Genomic DNA, 18564 nt, shown 5'->3' on the forward strand with positions numbered 1-18564 from the left:
GGATGCCGAACACGACCGCTGCCCGAACCCTGCCCCTCTTCACGGCCCTGGTCCTCGCCACCGCGGCCTCGGGCGACACCTTCGACGTCGGCCCCGGCCAGCCGCTCGCCGCGATCGGCGACGTGCGCTGGGACCTCCTCGAGCCCGGCGACCTCGTGCGCATCCACTGGCGCGCCGAGCCGTACCGGGAGAAGTGGGTGATCGGCCGCAGCGGCACCGCGGAGGCGCCGATCGTCGTGCGCGGGGTCGCGGGCCCGAACGGCGAGCGGCCGGTGGTCTCGGGCGACGGCGCCACGACCCCGGCACCCCTGGACTTCACGAACGAGCAGCGCGGCCTGCTCAAGATCGGCACCTCGAACGTCCCTCCCGAGACGCTGCCCGAGTACCTCGTGGTCGAGGGGATCGAGTTCCGCTCGGCGCACCCCGCCTACGGGTTCACGAACGACGCGGGCAGCGCCCAGAGCTACGCGGCCAACGCGGCGGCGATCTACGTCGAGCGCGCCGCGCACCTCGTGATCCGCGACTGCGTGCTCACCGACTCCGGCAACGGCCTCTTCGTCGGCGCCTACGACGGGGACACGCGCGACATCCGGATCGAGGGCAGCCACATCTTCGGCAACGGCAACGACGGCAGCACCTACGAGCACAACACCTACACCGCGGCGATCGGGATCGTCTACGAGGGCAACCGCTTCGGCCCGCTGCGCGCGGGAGCGGGCGGCAACAACCTGAAGGACCGCTCGGCGGGCCTCGTGGTCCGCTACAACTGGATCGAGGGCGGCAACCGCCAGCTCGACCTGGTGGACGGCGAGGACACCCCGGCGATCCCCGCTCATCCCTCCTACGCGCGGACCTTCGTGTACGGCAACGTGCTGATCGAGCCCGACGGCGCCGGCAACAGCCAGATCGCCCACTACGGCGGCGACAGCGGCGACGAGGCGTCCTACCGCAAGGGCGTGCTGCACTTCTTCCACAACACGGTGGTGTCGCAGCGCAGCGGCAACACCACGCTCCTGCGGCTCTCGACCGACGACGAGACCGCGGACGTGCGTGACAACCTGCTCTACGTGACGGCCGCGGGCTCGCGGCTCGCGCTGCTCGACGGGAGCGGGACGCTGCTCCTCTCCCACACCTGGACGAAGCCCGGCTGGGTCGAGAGCCACTCCGGCGGCGCCGACGTCGTCGACGCCGGCGGCAACCGGACGGGCAGCGATCCCGGCTTCCGCGACTTCGCCGCGCAGGACTTCCGCCTCCTGCCGGGCGCGGGCCCCGCCGACGCCGGCGCCGCCCTGCACCCCGAGGCGCTTCCGGAGCACGCCGTCGCGCGCCAGTACGAGAAGCACCAGTCGACGGCGGCGCGGGTGGACGCGGGAGCGCCGGACCTCGGCGCCTTCGCCGTGGTGCCCGAGCCGGGCGCGTCCTGCGCGGGCGCTGCCGCGCTCACCCTCGCGGCCCTGGCCCGCCGCCGAGCCCGTCGCCCCAGCTAGACTTCCGCGCGTGAAGCTTCTCGCCCTCGACTTCGACGGCGTCGTCTCGGACTCCGCCCGCGAGGCCTTCGTCGTCGCGCGCCGCACCTACGCCGACCTGCGGCCCGCGACGGCGCTGCGCGAGCGGGAGGAGGGGCCGCTCTGGCGCGCCTTCCTCGCGCTGATGCCGCTCGGCAACCGCGCCGAGGACTACGCCGCCGCGCTCGCCGCGATCGAGGCCGGCGTCGACGACGAGCTTCGCGACCAGGCCGCCTACGACGCCTGGCGCGAGGCGCAGGAGCCGGGCTGGCTCCGGGCCTTCCACCGGCGCTTCTACGAGGTGCGAACGGCGCTCTCGGTGAGCGACCGGGAGGCCTGGCTCGCGATGCTCGCGCCCTATCCCCGGCTGCTCGCGATCCTGCGCCGGCGCGCCGGGAGCTGCGCCTACGCGATCGCCAGCGCGAAGGACCGCCGCTCGGTCGGGATCCTGCTCGGCCACTACGGGATCGCGGACCTCTTCGCGCCCGAGCTGATCGTGGACAAGGAAGCCGGCATCACGAAGGACGCGCACCTCCTCCATCTCGCGCACCTGCGCGGTCTCGACCCCGCCGAGATCACCTTCCTCGACGACAAGGTGAACCATCTCGACGTGGTGGCGCCCCTCGGGGTGCGCTGCGGCCTGGCTGCCTGGGGCTACAACGGGCCCCGGGAGTACCGCCTCGCGCGCGCCCACGGCCATCTCGTCTGCACCCTCGACGATGTCGAGGCGCAGCTCTTCGGCCTCTAGCCGTCCCGGTCGGGTGCTTCTCGCAGCGGGGGTTGACAGCCCCGCCCGGATGGTCCAATCGACCGGGTTCGCCGGGTGTCCCCCGGCTCGCTGCACCGGAGGAGACGCCATGGGTCCTGCGGAAGCGCTCTTCGGAAGCGAGGCGCCGCCGTCGCGCCGGTTCCTCGAGCGCGTGCTCGGGGCGGTGCGGCTCGAGCCGGCCGCCTGGGAGGACATCGCGCGCGACGCCGGCGCGCTCGGCCAGGCGGGGATCGTGGTCCTGGGCGCCACCCTCGCCAGCAGCCTGATCGATGCCGCGGACCAGGCGACGCTGCGGGACATCGCGAAGAGCGGCCTCGCGATGCTCGCCTTGTGGCCGATGGTCGCCGCCTCCTCGTGGGCGGCAGCCCGGATGCTCGGGCATCCGTTCCGCTTCGCGACTTCGCTGCGGCTGGTCGGCTTCGCGATGGCTCCGCTCGTGCTGAACGGGCTCGCGGCGATCCCGGTGCCGCACTTCCAGGCGGTCGTGCGCCTGCTGGCCTGGGCGCTGTTCTTCGCGGCGCTCGTAGCTGCCATGCGCCAGGCGCTGCGGATCGAGACGATGCGGGCCGCGCTGGTCTGTACGCTGGCCGGCCTGACGCTGCTCTTCGTCGTCCTCACGGCCGTTGCGGCGTTCAGCGCCTTGCCCGGCTGAGCCGCCTTGGCGGCCCGCAAGCGCAGCCCTACCCTCCGGCTCGTCCCGCCCCCTCCATGGAGCCCGCCTCGCCCGTGAACCCCGCGCTCGAGCTCGAGTTCTCGCTGCGTGCGGAGCGCACGCCCAACCCGCACAGCGTGAAGTGGGTCGTCTCCCGTACGCTGGTCGCGGGCGGCGGTAGCGCGTCCTTCGACGCGGCCCCGACCCGCGACGCCTCTCCGCTGGCAGCGCGGCTGTTTGCGATCGACGGCGTCGTCGGCGTCTTCCTCGCGAGCTCGTTCGTGACCGTGACCAAGCGCCCGGACGTCGAGTGGCCGGCGCTCGCGCAGCCGCTGGTGGACGCGCTGAAGGCGTTTGCAGCGAGCGGCGAGCCCGCCCTCGGCCCGGCGTGGAATGCGACGCGGGTTCGCTGCGAGGGCGGCGTCGAGGAGCGCATCCAGCGGATCCTCGACGAGGAGATCCGTCCCTACATCGCGCAGGACGGCGGCGACGTGGTCTTCGCCGGCTTCCGCGACGGCAGGGTCGAGCTCTACATGCAAGGCTCGTGCAGCGGCTGCCCGAGCTCGACCGCCACGCTCAAGCAGGGCATCGAGAGCCGCCTGCGCGAGGCGGTGCCGGAGGTGCAGGAGGTGGTCGCCCTCTAGCGGGCGACGGCCAGCAGGGCCGGCGCAGCGAACGGCCGGAGCGAGCAGGCGCCGCGCGAGGTTCCCCCCTCCGCGCGCGCGCACTCAGGTCGGCGCCCCGGGCGCCGACGAGAAGGGCGTGGAGAGGGGGGAATCCGCTTGCGATCCAGCTCGTTCGAGCGCGTGCGGCCTGCGCGCCGCGTGCCGGTCGGGCCCGGCCTGAGCCCCCGCCTGGGCCGCGCCGAGCCGCACGCTCCGCTGGCGCCGCCCGCTCGCCTCCGCCACCGCCGCGCGATGACCCGGCGCGGCCGCGTGACGCTCGCCCTGCTGCTGGCGCTCGGCTTCTCGGGCGGCTGGTGGACGACGCGCCAGGTGCTGGGCCTGGTGCGCGGAGGCGACGGCGGCCTCGAGCCGCCGCCGGTCTCCTCGGGTCCCGGGGTCTGGAACCGCGAGAAGGCGGCGCGCGCGCCCGCGCCGGCGCCCGCCGTCGTCGAGCCCTTGCCCCCGCCGCCGGCGCCGGAGCAGGTGCTGCGGCTGCTCCCGCCCTCGGCGCGCGACGGCCTGCCGGCGCCCGATGCCCCGACCGAGACGCTGCGCAGCGAGCGGCTCGGCGCACCTCTCGTCGAGCGCCCGCTCGAGGTCGAGTACACGATCGACCCGGAGCTGACGCGTGCGGTCGCGGCGATCCTGCGCCAGGGCCGGGTCGAGCTCGGGCACGTGATCCTGATGGACCCGCTCGACGGGCGCGTGCTCAGCTACGTCTCGACGGCGCCCGAGGTGTTTCCGCCCACGCGCCCCTACCCGATGGCCTCGCTGATGAAGGTCGTGACGGCGGCGGCGCTCCTCGAGAGCGCTCCGCAGGCGATCGCCCGCCCCTGCGTGTTCCGCGGCAGCCCGTACACCCTGAGCGCCGCGTTGCTCGATCCGCCGAGGCGCGGAAGGGTCACGAGCTTCGAGCACGCCCTCGCGATGTCGAACAACCAGTGCTTCGCGCAGCTCGCCGTGCACGAGCTCGGCGCGCTGCGCGTGCTCGACGAGCTCGCGGCGCTCGGCGTGCTCGAGTCACCGGGCCCGGGCCACGCGCCCGGTGAGGTGGATCCGGTCGTGAGCCGCCTCGATCTCGGCCAGCTCGGCTCGGGGCTGGCCGGCTCGCGCCTGCCGCCGCTCGCCGCCGCGCGGCTCGCCGCCGCCCTCGCCGACGGCGAGCTGGTGGCGCCGCGCTGGATCGCGCGCGTGAGCGACGCCGACGGCACCGACCTCGCGCTCCCCGAGCTCGCCGCTCGCAGGGTGCTCGACCCGGGCGTCACCCGCTCGCTGCGCCGCATGCTCGTCGAGACGACGATCTCGGGCACCGCACGCCGCGCGTTCCACCACAAGGGCCGGCCGCTCCTCGAGCCGGTCCGGGTGGCCGGCAAGACCGGCAGCCTCTCGGGCCCCGACCCGAAGGGCCACTACGAGTGGTTCATCGGTGTGGCGCCGGCATCGGCGCCACGCGTCGCGGTCGCCACCCTGCTCGTGCATCGCGATCGCAAGTGGACGAGCGCGGCACAGGTGTCGGCCGAGGTGCTGCGCGCGATGTTCTGTCCGGGCGGGGCCTGTGCGGCGTCGGCATTCGCGGCGGCGGGCGCCGAGCACCCGTAGGCGAAGCCGAGCGGAGCGCAGCGAGCTAGGACACGATCTCCCCGACCACGCTGCCGAGCGCGCCGCTCTCGCCGTCGGAGAGCCGTTCGACGGGCGGCAGGGTGGCGACGAGCTGCTCGAGGCGGGTCGCCAGCTCGGGGCCGACGGCCAGGAACTGGAGACCGAAGCCCCGGGCGCCGTCGTCCCGTGCGACCACCGCGTCGACGACGAGCGGAGCCTCGCGCGCGGCGTCGTAGAGCGCGATCCGCAGGCGCGAGCCGACGCGCAGGTCCGGGTGGCGGTCGACGCGCATGCCGCCGCCCGAGAGATCGCGCCCGAAGAGCATGCGGTGCATTGCCGCGGTGGCCTCGGCGAGCACGCGGCGGTCGTAGGCGCGGCGATCGTGGCGGCGGCGCTCGGGCGGGCGTCCGCGAGGGCCGCTCGGGCGGCGGATCAGCGCGCTGCCGAGCCGGGGCGCCGTGCTGCTGGCCGGCGCGGTCGGCGGCTGTGCTGCGAGCCGCGGCGGCCGGGCCGCGGGCGGTTCCGTCTCCGGCGGCGCGGAGGGTCGCGGCGGCGCGGCGGGCTCCGGCGGTCGCCAGGCGACGGCGCCGGTCCCGGGCCGGGCTGCCGGGGTGGTGGGCGGCGGGGGCACCGTCCGGCGCTCCGCTCCGGGCCCCGGCCGGGCGGCCGGCGCGGCCTCCAGGGCCGGCGCGCCCTCTTTCGGCACCCGGCCGGCGGTGCGCGCGGGCCCACGCCCGCGCGAGGCGTCACATTCCGATGTCGGCCCGGGGGCGGGCGCGGCGGCTTCGTGCGACAGCGGCCGGAGCGGCTCCACCCGGGGCTCGACGACCGGCCCCAGACACAGGTCGCGCCGCGCGAGGAAGCGCTCGAGCTGCGCCCGCTCGGGTGGCTTCAGCGCCTGGAAGCGCACGGCCACCTGGAAGCCGCCGTCGGCGAGCGCGCGGGCGTCGCGCTGGCAGCGGAGGATCTGGCCGCCGAGGGCGAGGTCGCCCTCGCCGAGCAGCTCGCGCGACAAGTGCAAGGTGATCTTGGCGCCGGCCGGGAGCGCGCGATCGGTCACCAGCCGGCAGCCGCCCCGCGAGAGGTCCGCGAGCAGCGCGTCACGTCGGCGCAGGCCACTGCGCAGGCTCACGTCGACGCCGACCGGCACGCGGGCGTCGCCGCGCCGCTCGTCGCCCTGGTAGACCGCGCGCAGCAGGAGCAGGCGCAGCGCCAGCGGGTGGAAGGGACGCCGCACGAGGTAGGCGAAGCCGAGCTTGCGCAGCGCGCTGCGCGCGCTCGGCGAATCCTCGTCGACGACGGCGATCCGCACCGGGCGCAGCCGGGCGTCGCTGGAATGCGGCCAGGCGCGCGCCAGCGCGGCGCGCCGCATCGTGGCGAGGAAGAGGTCGCGCGGCGCCTCGAGGCGCCTCGGCACCGCCCCGCCGCGCAGGTGGGCGAACTCGATGCCCAGCTCGCCCAGCAGGTCGCGCACGTCGTCGAGCTCGCCGTCGTCGACCAGGACGACGGGGAAGCGTTCCGGCATGGCTGCTCCTCGCCGCGTTCGCAGGCCCTCGGGTCCGCTCCCCGATCGGCAGGACGGGGGTGGCGCTCAAGGGGCGGGAGCGCCGGGTGTGGTGACCGGGCTTCCGGCCGCCCGTGCCGCCCGGCGGAACTGCCACAGGGCGCTCGCCGCGAGGGCGATCCCGACACCGATCGTTGCCAGCGCAGATCCGCCCGTGGGCAGCCGGAGGTCCAGCCCCGCCTCCAGGACGGCGACCGCGTTGTTCAGTGCGTGGGCCGCGAGGGCAGGGCGGATCGAGCCGTCGAGCCATGCCAGGAGGCCGAGGTAGATCCCGAGCGGGACCGCCGCAGCTCCGTGGACCGGGTCGCCGTGGGCGGCGCCGAAGGCGAGGGCCGCGAGCCCGATCGCGGCGGCGCCGCCGAGCCGGCGCTCGAGGCCGCGCTGGAGCAGGCCGCGGAAGAAGAGCTCCTCGGCGCCCGCGGAGGCGAGCGCGAAGACGGCGAGCGCAAGGGCGAGCTCGCCCGCCCCGGCGGACGCGAGCGTCTCGGCGAAGCGCGTGAGCGTGGCGGACGGCGGCGCGCCAGCGAGCGCGAGCGCCACCTCGGTCGCGTGGGAGAGCGCTACGAGGCCGAGCGCCCCGAGCGCCGCCGCCCGCGCGCCGGAGCGCCCGCGGAGCAGTCCGAGGCGCCGGGCCGGCGGCTCCGGCGAGAGCAGCGCGCCGCCGAGCGCGAGCAGGGCCACGAAGGCCGCGATCGCGAGCGCATCGGCCGCGAGCGCCGTCACGCCGTCCTCCGGCAGCGCAGCCCGCAGCGCACTCCAAACCACCAGCACGAGCGCGAAGGCCGCGAGCCCGCCGAACGAGCGCGCGAGCGTGGTGAGGCGCATCCGGCGCAGGATAGGGAGGCCGCGCCGGCTCCGCGGGGCTCGGCTACCTTCGGCGCGTGCCGGAACGACGCTCCTCGCTCGCGCCCTCGCTGCTCGTCGCGATGCCGGACCTCGCCGACCCGAACTTCCGCCGCGCGGTCGTGCTGCTGGTACACCACGACGGCGAGGGTACCGTCGGCCTCGTCCTGAACCGCCCGGCCGACGTGCGCGCGGCCGACCTGTGCGAGACGCTCGAGGTCGCCTGGCGTGGCGACGCCGAGCGCAGCGTGCACTGGGGTGGGCCCGTGCAGCCGAACACCGGCTGGGTGGTGACCGGCGACGACGCCCTCGAGGGCGTGACGGGGGTCACGCCGGTCGGCGAGGGCGTCCACTTCGCAGGCTCGCTCGAGGCGCTGCGGACCGTCGCGCAGGCTCCTCCCGAGCGCCTGCGGATCTTCCTCGGCTACTCCGGCTGGGGCCCGGGCCAGCTCGAGGACGAGCTGGCGCAGGGCGCCTGGGTAGTGGCGCCGCTCAGCCCGGCCGCCGTGTTCGACGTGCCCGCCGACGACCTGTGGGGCCACGTCTGGCGCCTGCTCGGCATCGATCCCGCAACGGTGGTCTCGACCCCCGGCGTGCACTGACCCGGTCGCGGGCGGCGGGTCGCGCTGCGACGCCGGCCGAGCGCGCCTAGAATGCCGCGTCGAGGGGGGTTTCCGATGCGGCGTGCCGTCGGCTGGCTGCTGCTCGCGCTGCTGCTCGGCGGAGCGGTGCTGGCGATCTGGATCTACCAGCAGCTCAACCTGCTGCACACCGACGCGCTGACACCCGACGTGTGGGTGCTGTCGGGGCTCGGCGGCAACGTCGGCGTGCTGCGCAGCGAGCGCGGCGCCGCGGTCGTCGACACGATGACCTTCCGCATGCAGGGCGAGCGCATCCGCGAGCGCGTCGAGGACCTCACGGGGCGCCCGGTCGAGGTGATCCTCAACACGCACTACCACTGGGACCACACGCACGGCAATCCCGCGTTCCCGACCGGCCTGCGCATCGTGGCGACGCAGCGCACCCTCGACCTGATGAAGGCGCTCGACGGCGAGTACTTCTCCGGCGCCGCGGCGGGCACGCTCCCCAACGAGACCTTCGCCGACACGCACGAGATCCGGCTCGGTGGCAAGACGATCCGCTCCTTCCACCCGGGACGCGGCCACACCGACGGCGACCAGGTGGTGCTCTTCGTCGAGGACCGCGTGCTCCACGCTGGCGACCTGCTGGTCCACCGCTTCTACCCGAACATCGACCTCGAGGCCGGGGGCTCGCTACGCGAGTGGCCGGCGACGCTCGACCGGGTGCTGGCGATCGAGGGCTGGGACCAGGTGATCCCGGGCCACGGTGCGGTCACCGACCGCGCCGGCGTCGAGCAGTTCCAGCGCTTCCTCCGCGAGGTCTGGACGCAGGTCGAGCCGCTCGCGAACGCCGGCCGGACGCTCGCCGAGACGCGCGCCGCGGTGCGCATCACCGAGGACGCCGGCTACGAGTCGATGGTGATCCCGGGCATCGTCTCGCTCGACCGCGACTTCGTCGTGCGGCGGGCCTGGGAGGAGGCAACCGGCGCGGTGCCGAAGAGCGCGGCGCGGAACGCAAGCAAACCACGTTCGCTCGCCGCCGCGCCCGCGGCGCAGGGGGGATAGAGGTGGACGTCCAGCAGCTCTTCTCGGTGCGTGGCAAGGTCGCCCTCGTGACCGGCGGGTCGCGCGGCATCGGGCTCATGATCGCCACCGGCCTCGCCGCGAGCGGCGCGCGCGTCTACGTCGCTGCACGCAAGCGGGCCGAGGTGGACGTGGCGGTGAAGGAGCTCTCCGCGCAGGGTGAGGCGGTCGGCGTGACCGCCGACCTCTCGACCCACGCCGGCACGCGCGCCCTCGCCGACGAGATCGCCGGCCGCGAGCCGCGCCTGCACGTGCTCGTCAACAACGCCGGCGCCAACTGGGGCGCGCCCCTCGCCGACTATCCCGAGGCGGGCTGGGACAAGGTGATGGCGCTCAACGTGAAGGCGGTCTTCGACCTGACCCGCCTGCTGCTCCCGCGCCTCGAGGCCGCGGCCGCGCCCGGCGACCCGGCGCGGGTGCTCAACGTTGGCTCGATCGACGGGCTCCAGGTGCCGCTGCTCGAGACCTACGCCTACTCGGCGAGCAAGGCGGCCGTCCACCACCTGACCCGCGTGCTCGCGCGCAAGCTCGCGCCGAAGGTCACCGTGAACGCGATCGCGCCGGGGCCTTTCGAGAGCAAGATGATGGCCGAGACGCTCCGCAGCTTCGGCGACGCGATCCGGAAGAGCTGCCCGCTCGGCCGGATCGGCGAGCCCGAGGACATGGCGGGCGTGGCGCTCTACCTGGCCTCGCGCGCCGGCGCCTACGTGACCGGCGCGGTGATCCCGGTCGACGGCGGGATCGCCACGACGAAGTGAGCGAAGGCGGGGCGATCCCGCGCACCCCGAGCGCGCTACTCCTGGCCAGGAGCCTCCTCGGCTTCTGTCGAGGAGTCGGCGGGCGGGACCTCGAAGACCGCGAAGATCGCCGGGTGGTCGGAGAGCGGCTCGCCGCCGGCGCCGACGAAGCCGGGCGCCTGGCCGGCCTCGCGCACGGCGAGCCGCGCCGCGTCCGCGGGGCGGAAGAGCAGGTAGTCGAGGCGCGAGTCCCAGGCGCCCTCCGGTACGAGCGCCGCGATCGCGAGGCCGGTGCGCGCGAGGAAGCGCTCGAGGAGCGTGCGTTCCGGGGGCTCGTCCCAGTCGAGGTTGAAGTCACCGCCGGCGATCACGGCGCGACCGGCGCTGTGGGCCGCCATCGCCCGGGCCAGCCGGTCGAGCTGCGCCTCGCGCGCGGCCTGGTCGGCGGCGCCGGGGCCGGCGTCGAGATGGGTGTTCCAGACGTCGATCTCGGCGCCACTCGCACTGTGCAGGCGCTGCAGCAGGTAGCCCTTCTCCGCCAGGCAGTCGTTCGCGCCGCCCAGCCAGCCGGCGCAGGCGCCGTACGCGACGCCGACCGGCTCGCCGACCGCGGGCAGCCGCGTGAGCAGGGTGAGGCCCGATCCGGCGAAGAGCGGCCAGCCGCTCGTCGGGCCGTTGCCGCGCACCCGCAGGGGGTGACGCTTCTCGGAGTCGACGATCGCCTGGTGGGCGAAGTCCTCCTGGAGCAGGACCACGTCGAAACGCGCGGCCTTCGCGAGCAGCAGCGGGTAGCGGGCCGGCGGGTCGTCGCCCGCGATCCAGCTCGGGAGGCCGTGGGTGTTGTAGCTGAGGACGGAGAGCAGAACGGGCTCGCCCTCGCCGGCCCGCGCGCGAGGCGGGGCCGGGAGCAGGGCGGAAAGCGCGGCAGCGGCGGCGAGCGCGAGCACCCTCACAGCAGGATCCCCGCCCACGCCGCCGCCATCAGCGTCGCGAGCGTGCCGGCCAGGATCGAGCGCAGGCCGAGCGCGGCGATGTCGGCGCGCCGCGCAGGCGCCATGCCGCCGAGCCCGCCGAGCAGGATCGCGAGCGAGCCGAAGTTCGCGAATCCGCACAGTGCGTAGCTCGCGAGCACGGCCGAGCGCGGCGCGATCGCCCCCGACTCGACGAGCTTCGCGAGTTCCTGGTAGGCCAGGAACTCGTTCAGCACGGTCTTCACCCCGAGCAGGCCGCCCACCGTGGTGGCGTCCGCGGGCGCGACACCGATCAGGAGCGCGAGCGGCGCGAAGCCCCAGCCGAGGATGCGCTGGAAGCTCAGGCCCGGGACGCCGAGCCAGCCTCCTGCCGCGGCGAGCGCGTCGTTCGCGAAGGCGATCAGCGCGACGAAGGCCACCAGCAGGGCGCCCACGTAGGCCGCGAGCCGCAGGCCCGCGAGCGCGCCGAGCGCGGCGGCGTCGACCAGGTTGGCCGCGGGGCTCTCGAGGGCCACGTCCACGGTCCCCGCCGTGAGCGGCGCCCCGGTCTCCGGGATCATCACCTTGGCGAGCAGGATCGCGCCCGGCGCGGCCAGGAAGCTCGCCGTCAGCAGGTGGCCCGCGTAGCCCTCGCCGAGCATCCCGGCGTAGACCACCAGCACGGAGCCCGCAACGGTGGCCATGCCGGTCGCCATCACGGTGAAGAGCTCCGAGCGCGTCATGCGCTCGACGTAGGCGCGCACCAGGAGGGGAGCCTCGACCATCCCGACGAAGATGTCGGCGGCGGCCGACAGGCTCTCGGCGCCCGAGGTGCCGAGGGTGCGGGTGAAGAGCGCGGCGAAGCCGCGCACCAGCCACTGCACGATGCCGAGGTGGAAGAGGATCGCGAACAGGCTGCCCATGAAGACGATCACCGGCAGCACGTTCAGCGCCAGCGAGAAGCCGCCGTCGAGCAGCGCCCCGAAGACGAAGCGCACACCCGCCTCGGTGTAGCGCGTGAGGCCGTCGACCACGGCGTTGGCTGCCGCGAAGAAGCTGCGCCCGGCGGCGCTCCGGAGCAGCACGAGGGCGAGCCCGAACTGGAGCCCGAGCCCCCACGCGACGGTGCGCCACGGCATGCGCCGGCGGTCCGCCGAGCAGGCCCACGCGATCGCGACGAGCGCGAGCAGGCCGAAGGCCGAGACGGCCCGTGCGCCGAGCTCGCTCACGGGCGCTCCGGCGCCGCGCCGGGGGCCGCGATCGCCTGCACCAGCGCGCGCGCCGCCGCCGCCATGTCGGGCGCGCCCGCCAGCGCCGAGATCACGCACACCGCGGCGGCCCCGGCCCGGATGCACCCGCCTGCCCGCGCGGCGTCGATCCCGCCGATCGCGACGCAGGCGCGCGGCGCCACGAGGCGCGCCGCCTCGGCCAGCCGGTCGAGCCCGCGCGCCTCGTAGGGCGAGTCCTTCGAGGCGGTGCCGAAGACGGGTCCGAAGGCGACGTAGTCGACCGGCTCGGCGGCGGCGGCGCGCGCTTGCGCGAGCGTGTGGGTGGAGCGGCCCACGAGCAGGCGGGCGCGCGCGGTCGCCGGTAGGCGCCCGGGCGGCAGGTCCTCCTGGCCGAGGTGGACGCCGTCGGCGCCCGCCGCGAGCGCCAGGTCGAAGCGGTCGTTCACGAAGAAGCGTGCGCCGGCCGACCGACACAAATCCATGATCACGACGGCCCAGGCCAGCGCCTGGCGGTCGGTCGCGTGCTTGGCGCGAAGCTGCACGGCGGCGGCACCACCGGCCAGCGCGGCGCGCGCCTGCGCGACCGGGTCGCGGCCCCAGCGCGGGTCGTCGTCGGCGAGCACGTAGAGGCCGCGGACGGCCGGCGGGGTCGAAGCGCTCAAGGTCGGACCGGCAGCACGATCTCCAGCTCGGAGATCTTCTTGCGCAGCGTGTTGCGGTTGATCCCGAGCACGGCCGCCGCGCGCAGCTGGTTGCCCCCGGTGTGGGCGAGTACCGCCTCGAGGAGCGGGCGCTCGACCCGCTCCAGGAGCTTGCGGTGCAGGTCGTCCTCGCCGGCGGCGAGCCGCGCGCGCAGCTCGTCGCGCACCCGGTCCTCGAGCGATCCTCCGGCCGCTGCCGGCGCCGGTGCGCCGCGCAGGAAGGCGAAGTCCTCGGGGGCGAGCACCTCGTGGGGTGCGAGGACCAGCGCGCGCTTGATCGCGTTCTCGAGCTCGCGCACGTTGCCCGGCCACTCGTGCGCCGCCAGGTGATCGAGCGTGCGTTCGGAGACGTAGCGCGCCGCCGTGCCCAGCTCGGTCGCGTAGCGGGCGACGAAGTGCTCGGCGAGCACCGGCACGTCCTCGGGCCGCTCGCGCAGCGGCGGGATCGCGATCGGGACGACACGCAGCCGGTAGAGCAGGTCCTCGCGGAAGGAGCCCTCGCGCACCCGCGCGTCGAGATCGCGGTGGGTGGCGGCGACGATGCGCACGTCCACCTGTTCCGCGCGCTTGCCGCCGACCGAGGTCACCTCGCCACTCTGGAGCACGCGCAGCAGCTTGGCCTGGAGCTCGGGGGGCATGTCGCCGATCTCGTCGAGGAAGAGCGTGCCGCCCGACGCCTCGCGGAAACGGCCGGCGCGCGTGTCGATGGCGCCCGTGAACGAGCCCTTCTCGTGGCCGAAGAGCTCGCTCTCGAGCAGGTCGCGCGGGATCGCCGCCGCGTTCACGGCCACGAAGGCGCCGCCCGCGCGCGGGCTCGCCTGGTGGATCGCGCGCGCCACCAGCTCCTTGCCGGTGCCGCTCTCGCCGGTGATCAACACCGCCACGTCGCGCGGCGCCACGCGCCCGATCGTCTTGAACACCTCGAGCAGCGCCGCGCTGCGCCCCACCAGGCGCTCGCCGCCCGGGGCGCGCCCGCCGGTCTCGCGGCGCAGGCTGCGCACCTCCCGCTCGAGGGCACGCGTGCGCTGCGCCTTCTGCACGGCGGCCAGCACCTCGGCGATCTGGAAGGGCTTCACCAGGTAGTCGAGCGCGCCGCGCTTCATCGCCTCGACGGCGTTCTCGAGCGTGTTCTGCGCGGTGATCACGACGACCGCGACGTCGCTGCCGGTGGCGCGCAGCCGGTCGAGAAGCTCGAGGCCCGAGGGCCCCGGCATGCGGATGTCGAGGAAGGCGATCGCGAAGCGCCCCCCGGCGAGCGCCGTCCAGGCCGCTTCGCCCGAGTCCACGTCGACGACCTCGTGGCCGGCCTCTTCGAGCGCCTCGCGCAGCACGAAGCGGATCGAGGCCTCGTCGTCGGCCACCAGTACGCGTGCGGCGTCCCGGTGCTCGAGGGGGGTCATTGCCCCACCTCCGCGCCGGCCCTGCGCAGCGGGAGCGAGACGTGCACCGTCGTGCCGCGGCCCTCGCGGCTCTCGAGCTGGAGCGAGCCCCCGTGCAGCGCCACGAAGTGGCGCGCGAGCGGGAGCCCGAGGCCGGTACCGGCGCTGCGGGTCGTGAAGAACGGCGTCATCACCTGCGCGCGCACGGCCTCGGGGATCCCGGGACCGGTGTCGCTCACCTCGACGGCGACGCTCGGCAGGCGCTCGCCCGCGAGTTCGAGGCGGTGATCGACACGCAGGCGGGTCGCGATCGTGAGCTTGCCCGGGCGCCCCTCCATGGCCTCGAGCGCATTGCGCGCGAGGTTCAGGAACACCTGCACCAGCCGGTCCCCGTCGGCGAGGAGTTCGGGCAGCGAGGGATCGAAGGCCCGCACGAGCTGGGCACGCGCGCCGAGCGGGTCGGCAGCGAGCACCTCGAGCACGTCGTCGAGCACGCGGTGCAGGTTCACCGGCGCGAGGCGCAGCACGTCGCCGCGCCCGAGGACCATGAAGTCGTCGAGCAGCGCGGCGATCCGGTCCACCTCGCGCACGATCAGCTCCGCTGCGGCGCGATCGCGCGGGCTGCCCGCACGCCGGCCGAGCAGCTCGGCCGCGCCGCGGATGCCGGCCAGCGGGTTCCTCACCTCGTGCGCGATGCCCGCCGCCATGCGCCCGAGCGCCGCCGACTGCGCCCGCTCGCTCTCGACCGCGCGCAGCGCGGTTCCGATCGTGCGGTCGTGCAGGAGCACGACGGCGCCTCGCGGGCAGCCCGCCTCGTCGGGGATCGGCGAGACCGCCACGTCCACCACGAGCGCGGCTTCGAAGCGGCGCGGCAGGGGCACCTCGTTGGTGACGACCGAGGCGCCGCCGGCCAGCACCGCACGCACGCTCTTGGCGAACGCCTCGCCCCCGGCCACCCGCTCGACCGGCCGCCCGGCGACCGCCTCCGAGGAGGTGCCGAGGATCCGGCACGCCTCGGCGTTGAGGTGCCGGAGGGCGCCGTCCTCGTCCACCACGACGACGCCGTCGAGCAGCGCGTCGAGCACGCGGCGGAGGTTGCCGGCCGGGCCGGTCCGGGAACGGGGTGTCACGTTCGGCTGCCCAATTTCGAGGCAGGCTAGGGGACGGTCCCTCGTTGCGCTCGAAGGGGACGGGCCCGCACGCGCGGGGACGAGGGACCGTCCCCGAACCAGGGCTACGTTGCCGGGCGTGCGCACGGACCTGCCCGCTGCCGAGGCGCTTCGCGTCGTGCTCGACGCGGTGGCGCCGCTCGCGCCCGAGACCTGCCCGGCCGCCGAGGCCCTGGGCCGGGTGCTGGCCGAGCCGGTGCGCTCCGGCCGCACGCTGCCGCCCTGGGACGTGTCGGCGATGGACGGCTATGCGGTGCGCGCCGCCGACCTCTCCCCCGCGCCGGCCCGCCTGCCGGTGGCCTTCGAGGTGGCCGCCGGCGCCGGCCGCGAGCGCGCGCTCGCGCCGGGCCGCGCCGCCCGCATCTTCACCGGCGCCCCGCTGCCCCCCGGCGCCGACACCGTCGTACGCCAGGAGGACACCGAGCGCGAGGGCGAGCACGTGCGCGTGCGCGTGGCGGCGCCGCTCGGCCAGCACGTGCGCCCGGCGGGTGAGGACGTGCGCGAGGGCGAGCTCGTGCTGGAGCCGGGCACGCGGCTCGGAGCGGGCGCGCTCGGTTTGCTGGCGTCGCTCGGGCGTAGCGTGGTGGCCGTCCACCAGCGCCCGCGCGTCGCGATCCTCTCGGGCGGCGACGAGCTGATCGAGCCCGATGGCGACCCGCGCGGCGGCCGCATCGTGTCGTCGAACTCCTACTCGATCTCGGCGCAGTGCCGGGAGGTCGGCGCCGAACCCCTCTATCTCGGGATCGCCCGCGACACGCCCGGGGAGCTGGAACGGCTCCTGCGCGCCGGCCTCTCGGCCCACGTGCTGGTGAGCTCGGCGGGCGTCTCGGTCGGTGACCACGACCACGTGCGGCCGGTGCTCGAGAAGCTCGGCTGCGAGATCCTGTTCTGGGGCGTGCGCATCAAGCCGGGCTTCCCGCTGGTCTTCGGCCGCTTCGGCGCGCACGATCTCGCCGGCGGTGGGCCGCTGGTGTTCGGGCTGCCCGGCAACCCGGTGTCCGCGATGGTGACCTTCGAGGAGTTCGTACGGCCCGCGTTGCGCCGCATGGCCGGACACCGCGCGCTCTTCCGCCCGCGCGTCGAGGCCGTGCTCGGCGCTCCCCTGCGCAAGGCGGCGGGCCGGCTGCATCTCGTGCGCGTGCGGCTCGTCCGCGAGGATGGCCGCGTCGTCGCGACACCGACCGGCAGCCAGAGCTCGGGCGTGCTGCGCTCGATGGCGCTTGCCGACGGGCTGCTGCTCTTCCCCGCCGAGTCCACCGAGCTGCGCGCGGGCGCCCCGGTGCGGGTGCAGGTGCTCGACGAGGACTTCCTCGCGGGCGGCGACGCCGGGCTGTGACCCCGCGAACGCCCGCGAACGAGCGGAGCGACGGCGCCGCGAGGCGCAGCCGCGTGGAGGCCACGGAGGCGGGCGGCGAGCGCAGGCGCCCCGACGGTCGCTTCGGCGACGTCTCGGCCGCCCTGCTGCTCGGTGGCGCGTCGCGCCGCATGGGCCGCGACAAGGCGCTTCTCGAGTACGCGGGCGTCGCGCTCGCGACGCGCACGGCGCGGCTCCTCGCCGAGCACTTCGAGGACGTGCTGCTCGTCGGCGGCGAGCCGCCCCCGGACGCACCGGGCCGGCGCGTCCGCGATCCCGAGGGCCCGCGCAGCGCGCTGCGGGGCCTGGTGGGAGCGCTGGCCGCCGCGCGTGGCTCGCGCGTCCTCGTGGTCGCAACGGACCTGCCGCTGCTCGGACCCGAGCTGCTGCTCGCCCTCGTGGCCTGGCCCGAGGCCGGCGTCGTCCTGCCGCGCCGGGACGACGGCCTCGAGCCGCTGTGCGCCGTGTGGGCCCGCGAGGTCGCGTTGCGCGAGGCGCAGGCTCGGCTCGCTGCGGGGCGCCTGGCGCTGCACGAGCTGGCCGCTGCGCTTCCCCACGAGGTGCTCGAGGGAGCGGACCTCCGCGTCGTCGATCCCACCGGCGCCCAGCTCGCGAATGCCAACACGCCGGAGGACTGGGCGCGGATCGAGCGCCTCGGTCGCGGGTAGCGGGGGCTGGCGGGATCGCGATGGCGGGCGAAGATCCCCGGCGCGCGTGGCGTCCAAGCGCCCGTCGCACCGAGGAGAGTCCGATGGCCGCCCGCCGGCTCGCGTCTGCTCCGCTCGCCGCGCTCTGCTGCGCGTGGCTTGCGGGGCCGGCCCTCGCGGAAGGACCCATGCCGGAGGGGTACCCGGGGCGCGGCCGGATCGGCATCGAGGTGCAGCCGATGACCGCCGAGCTGCGCGAGTTCTTCGAGGCCCCCGCGACGCAGGGGGTCCTGATCGTGCGCGTCGAGCCGGGCCGACCCGCGGAGCTGGCGAAGATCCGGGTCGGCGACGTCGTGATCGCCGCCGCCGGCGAGCCGCTCGTGCGCCCGCGTGATCTCGTCGCGATCGTCGCGCGCGCGCCGGCGGGCGCGCCGCTCGAGCTCATGATCGTGCGCAAGAAGCGGACGCGTACGCTCTCGGTCGTGCCCGATGGCGAGCCGGCCACGGCCGCCGCGCTCGAGGCCTGGCACGAGCGGGCCGAGGAGCCGCCCGCCGAGGCCGGCGCCCTGCACGAGCCCGAAGGCCAGGGCGACCCGCACGGCGCAGATCCGATCGCTCCGGGCGCGGCGGCGGCACCGGCGCCCGTTCCCGGGTCGCTGCCGGCTGGCGCCGCCCCGGCGCCCGGCCCTTCCGCGCCCCCGCCGTAGGCGGGCGCGGAGCCGACGGAACGACGGCTTCCGACGCGGCCGTTCCGTCTCGGGGTGGTTGCCGCCGCGCGCGGCGGTGCCCGGTACTCAGGCGCTCCCCCGCGTCGTTCCGATCGCGCGCAGCACGGCGCGCACGCGGTCCAGGGAAGGCAGCTGCGGGCTCGTCGAGGCCGAGGCGAAGCGGGTGCGGTCGAGGACGGCGAGCAGGGCAGCGGCGTCGTCGATCGCGGGGCGGCCCCGGGCGCGCGCGGCGAGCTCCTCGGCGGCGAGCGCGCCGGCGCCGGGGACGCGCAGTCCGAGGCCTGCGCGCAGCGCCGCGGCGAGGGCGCGCGCGGCGGTGGCGTGGTCGCCGGCGGCGAGAGCCTGCTCGGCGTCGGCGAGGGCGGGTGCGGCGGCGCGCAGCGGCGCGCGCCAGCCGAGGAGCCGGGAC

Annotated in this window: 19 protein-coding genes; 11 read left to right on the top strand and 8 right to left on the bottom strand. The window is 75.8% G+C overall.

Features of this window, described 5'->3' with window-relative positions:
- Nucleotides 1-2 precede the first annotated feature (2 nt).
- From OZ948_08545 to OZ948_08565, 5 genes are all read left to right on the top strand, one after another.
- Entirely contained in the window at nt 3-1487 is a 1485-nt protein-coding gene (locus OZ948_08545; GenBank protein MEB2344775.1) for a right-handed parallel beta-helix repeat-containing protein, read from the top strand.
- A gap of 10 nt (nt 1488-1497) precedes the next feature.
- Nucleotides 1498-2253 carry a hypothetical protein gene (locus OZ948_08550; GenBank protein ID MEB2344776.1) on the top strand — a complete coding sequence of 252 codons (756 nt, stop codon included), beginning with the start codon at nt 1498-1500 and terminating at the stop codon, nt 2251-2253.
- Nucleotides 2254-2362: 109 nt separating this feature from the next.
- Nucleotides 2363-2926, top strand: a complete 564-nt coding sequence (locus tag OZ948_08555; protein MEB2344777.1) for a YIP1 family protein — start codon at nt 2363-2365, stop codon at nt 2924-2926.
- Between the two features lie 74 nt (nt 2927-3000).
- Nucleotides 3001-3570, top strand: a complete 570-nt coding sequence (locus OZ948_08560) for a NifU family protein (GenBank protein ID MEB2344778.1) — start codon at nt 3001-3003, stop codon at nt 3568-3570.
- Between the two features lie 138 nt (nt 3571-3708).
- The gene (locus OZ948_08565) at nt 3709-5190 is read left to right on the top strand and encodes a penicillin-binding transpeptidase domain-containing protein (protein MEB2344779.1); all 1482 of its coding nucleotides are present in this window, start codon (nt 3709-3711) and stop codon (nt 5188-5190) included.
- Between the two features lie 25 nt (nt 5191-5215).
- On the opposite strand, the gene OZ948_08570 is transcribed toward OZ948_08565, so the two are convergent.
- Both OZ948_08570 and OZ948_08575 read right to left on the bottom strand, forming a co-directional pair.
- On the bottom strand, nt 5216-6715 hold the full coding sequence (locus OZ948_08570; GenBank protein MEB2344780.1) for a PilZ domain-containing protein: 1500 nt from the start codon (nt 6713-6715) through the stop codon (nt 5216-5218).
- A gap of 66 nt (nt 6716-6781) precedes the next feature.
- Complete coding sequence (locus tag OZ948_08575) at nt 6782-7579, bottom strand: CPBP family glutamic-type intramembrane protease (GenBank protein ID MEB2344781.1); 798 nt, start codon at nt 7577-7579, stop codon at nt 6782-6784.
- A gap of 56 nt (nt 7580-7635) precedes the next feature.
- Between OZ948_08575 and OZ948_08580 the strand changes: the two genes are divergently transcribed.
- From OZ948_08580 to OZ948_08590, 3 genes are all read left to right on the top strand, one after another.
- A complete protein-coding gene (locus tag OZ948_08580; GenBank protein ID MEB2344782.1) occupies nt 7636-8199 on the top strand; it encodes a YqgE/AlgH family protein in 564 nt (187 codons plus the stop codon).
- A gap of 75 nt (nt 8200-8274) precedes the next feature.
- Complete coding sequence (locus OZ948_08585) at nt 8275-9243, top strand: MBL fold metallo-hydrolase (GenBank protein MEB2344783.1); 969 nt, start codon at nt 8275-8277, stop codon at nt 9241-9243.
- A 2-nt stretch (nt 9244-9245) separates the two neighbouring features.
- On the top strand, nt 9246-10019 hold the full coding sequence (locus OZ948_08590) for an SDR family oxidoreductase (protein ID MEB2344784.1): 774 nt from the start codon (nt 9246-9248) through the stop codon (nt 10017-10019).
- A 35-nt stretch (nt 10020-10054) separates the two neighbouring features.
- Here OZ948_08590 and OZ948_08595 read toward each other — a convergent pair whose 3' ends face one another.
- The 5 genes from OZ948_08595 to OZ948_08615 are packed head-to-tail and all read right to left on the bottom strand — an operon-like array spanning nt 10055 to nt 15387.
- Entirely contained in the window at nt 10055-10951 is an 897-nt protein-coding gene (locus tag OZ948_08595) for an endonuclease/exonuclease/phosphatase family protein (protein ID MEB2344785.1), read from the bottom strand.
- On the bottom strand, nt 10948-12177 hold the full coding sequence (locus OZ948_08600) for a NupC/NupG family nucleoside CNT transporter (protein MEB2344786.1): 1230 nt from the start codon (nt 12175-12177) through the stop codon (nt 10948-10950). The genes OZ948_08595 and OZ948_08600 overlap by 4 nt, the downstream gene beginning before the upstream one ends.
- Nucleotides 12174-12839, bottom strand: a complete 666-nt coding sequence (gene thiE, locus OZ948_08605; GenBank protein ID MEB2344787.1) for a thiamine phosphate synthase — start codon at nt 12837-12839, stop codon at nt 12174-12176. The genes OZ948_08600 and thiE overlap by 4 nt, the downstream gene beginning before the upstream one ends.
- Entirely contained in the window at nt 12836-14278 is a 1443-nt protein-coding gene (locus tag OZ948_08610; GenBank protein ID MEB2344788.1) for a sigma-54 dependent transcriptional regulator, read from the bottom strand. Before OZ948_08610 ends, thiE begins: the two co-directional genes overlap by 4 nt.
- A complete protein-coding gene (locus OZ948_08615) occupies nt 14275-15387 on the bottom strand; it encodes an ATP-binding protein (protein MEB2344789.1) in 1113 nt (370 codons plus the stop codon). The genes OZ948_08610 and OZ948_08615 overlap by 4 nt, the downstream gene beginning before the upstream one ends.
- Before the next feature lie 118 nt (nt 15388-15505).
- On the opposite strand from OZ948_08615, the gene OZ948_08620 reads away from it, so the two are divergent.
- The 3 genes from OZ948_08620 (at nt 15506) to OZ948_08630 (ending at nt 18134) form a co-directional block, all read left to right on the top strand.
- Nucleotides 15506-16762: a molybdopterin molybdotransferase MoeA gene (locus OZ948_08620; GenBank protein MEB2344790.1), complete on the top strand. Its 1257-nt coding sequence runs from the start codon at nt 15506-15508 to the stop codon at nt 16760-16762.
- 53 nt (nt 16763-16815) lie between these two features.
- The gene (locus OZ948_08625; protein ID MEB2344791.1) at nt 16816-17448 is read left to right on the top strand and encodes an NTP transferase domain-containing protein; all 633 of its coding nucleotides are present in this window, start codon (nt 16816-16818) and stop codon (nt 17446-17448) included.
- A gap of 83 nt (nt 17449-17531) precedes the next feature.
- Nucleotides 17532-18134, top strand: coding sequence for a PDZ domain-containing protein (locus OZ948_08630; protein ID MEB2344792.1), 603 nt, complete (start codon nt 17532-17534; stop codon nt 18132-18134).
- An 87-nt stretch (nt 18135-18221) separates the two neighbouring features.
- Here the strand turns inward: OZ948_08630 and OZ948_08635 are convergent.
- Nucleotides 18222-18564 (bottom strand): hypothetical protein (locus OZ948_08635; protein MEB2344793.1); only part of this gene is annotated, 343 nt, incomplete at its 5' end.

Source organism: Deltaproteobacteria bacterium (genome assembly GCA_035063765.1).
In the GTDB taxonomy this organism is placed as follows: Bacteria; Myxococcota_A; UBA9160; order UBA9160; family PR03; genus CAADGG01.

Excerpts from the sequence above, each read along its gene's own strand:
- OZ948_08555 (MEB2344777.1), top strand. The coding sequence starts at position 2,363 with ATGGGTCCTGCGGAAGCGCTCTTCGGAAGCGAGGCGCCGCCGTCGCGC.
- OZ948_08575 (MEB2344781.1), bottom strand. The coding sequence starts at position 7,579 with ATGCGCCTCACCACGCTCGCGCGCTCGTTCGGCGGGCTCGCGGCCTTC.
- OZ948_08545 (MEB2344775.1), top strand. The coding sequence starts at position 3 with ATGCCGAACACGACCGCTGCCCGAACCCTGCCCCTCTTCACGGCCCTG.
- OZ948_08630 (MEB2344792.1), top strand. The coding sequence starts at position 17,532 with ATGGCCGCCCGCCGGCTCGCGTCTGCTCCGCTCGCCGCGCTCTGCTGC.
- OZ948_08610 (MEB2344788.1), bottom strand. The coding sequence starts at position 14,278 with ATGACCCCCCTCGAGCACCGGGACGCCGCACGCGTACTGGTGGCCGAC.
- OZ948_08570 (MEB2344780.1), bottom strand. The coding sequence starts at position 6,715 with ATGCCGGAACGCTTCCCCGTCGTCCTGGTCGACGACGGCGAGCTCGAC.
- OZ948_08585 (MEB2344783.1), top strand. The coding sequence starts at position 8,275 with ATGCGGCGTGCCGTCGGCTGGCTGCTGCTCGCGCTGCTGCTCGGCGGA.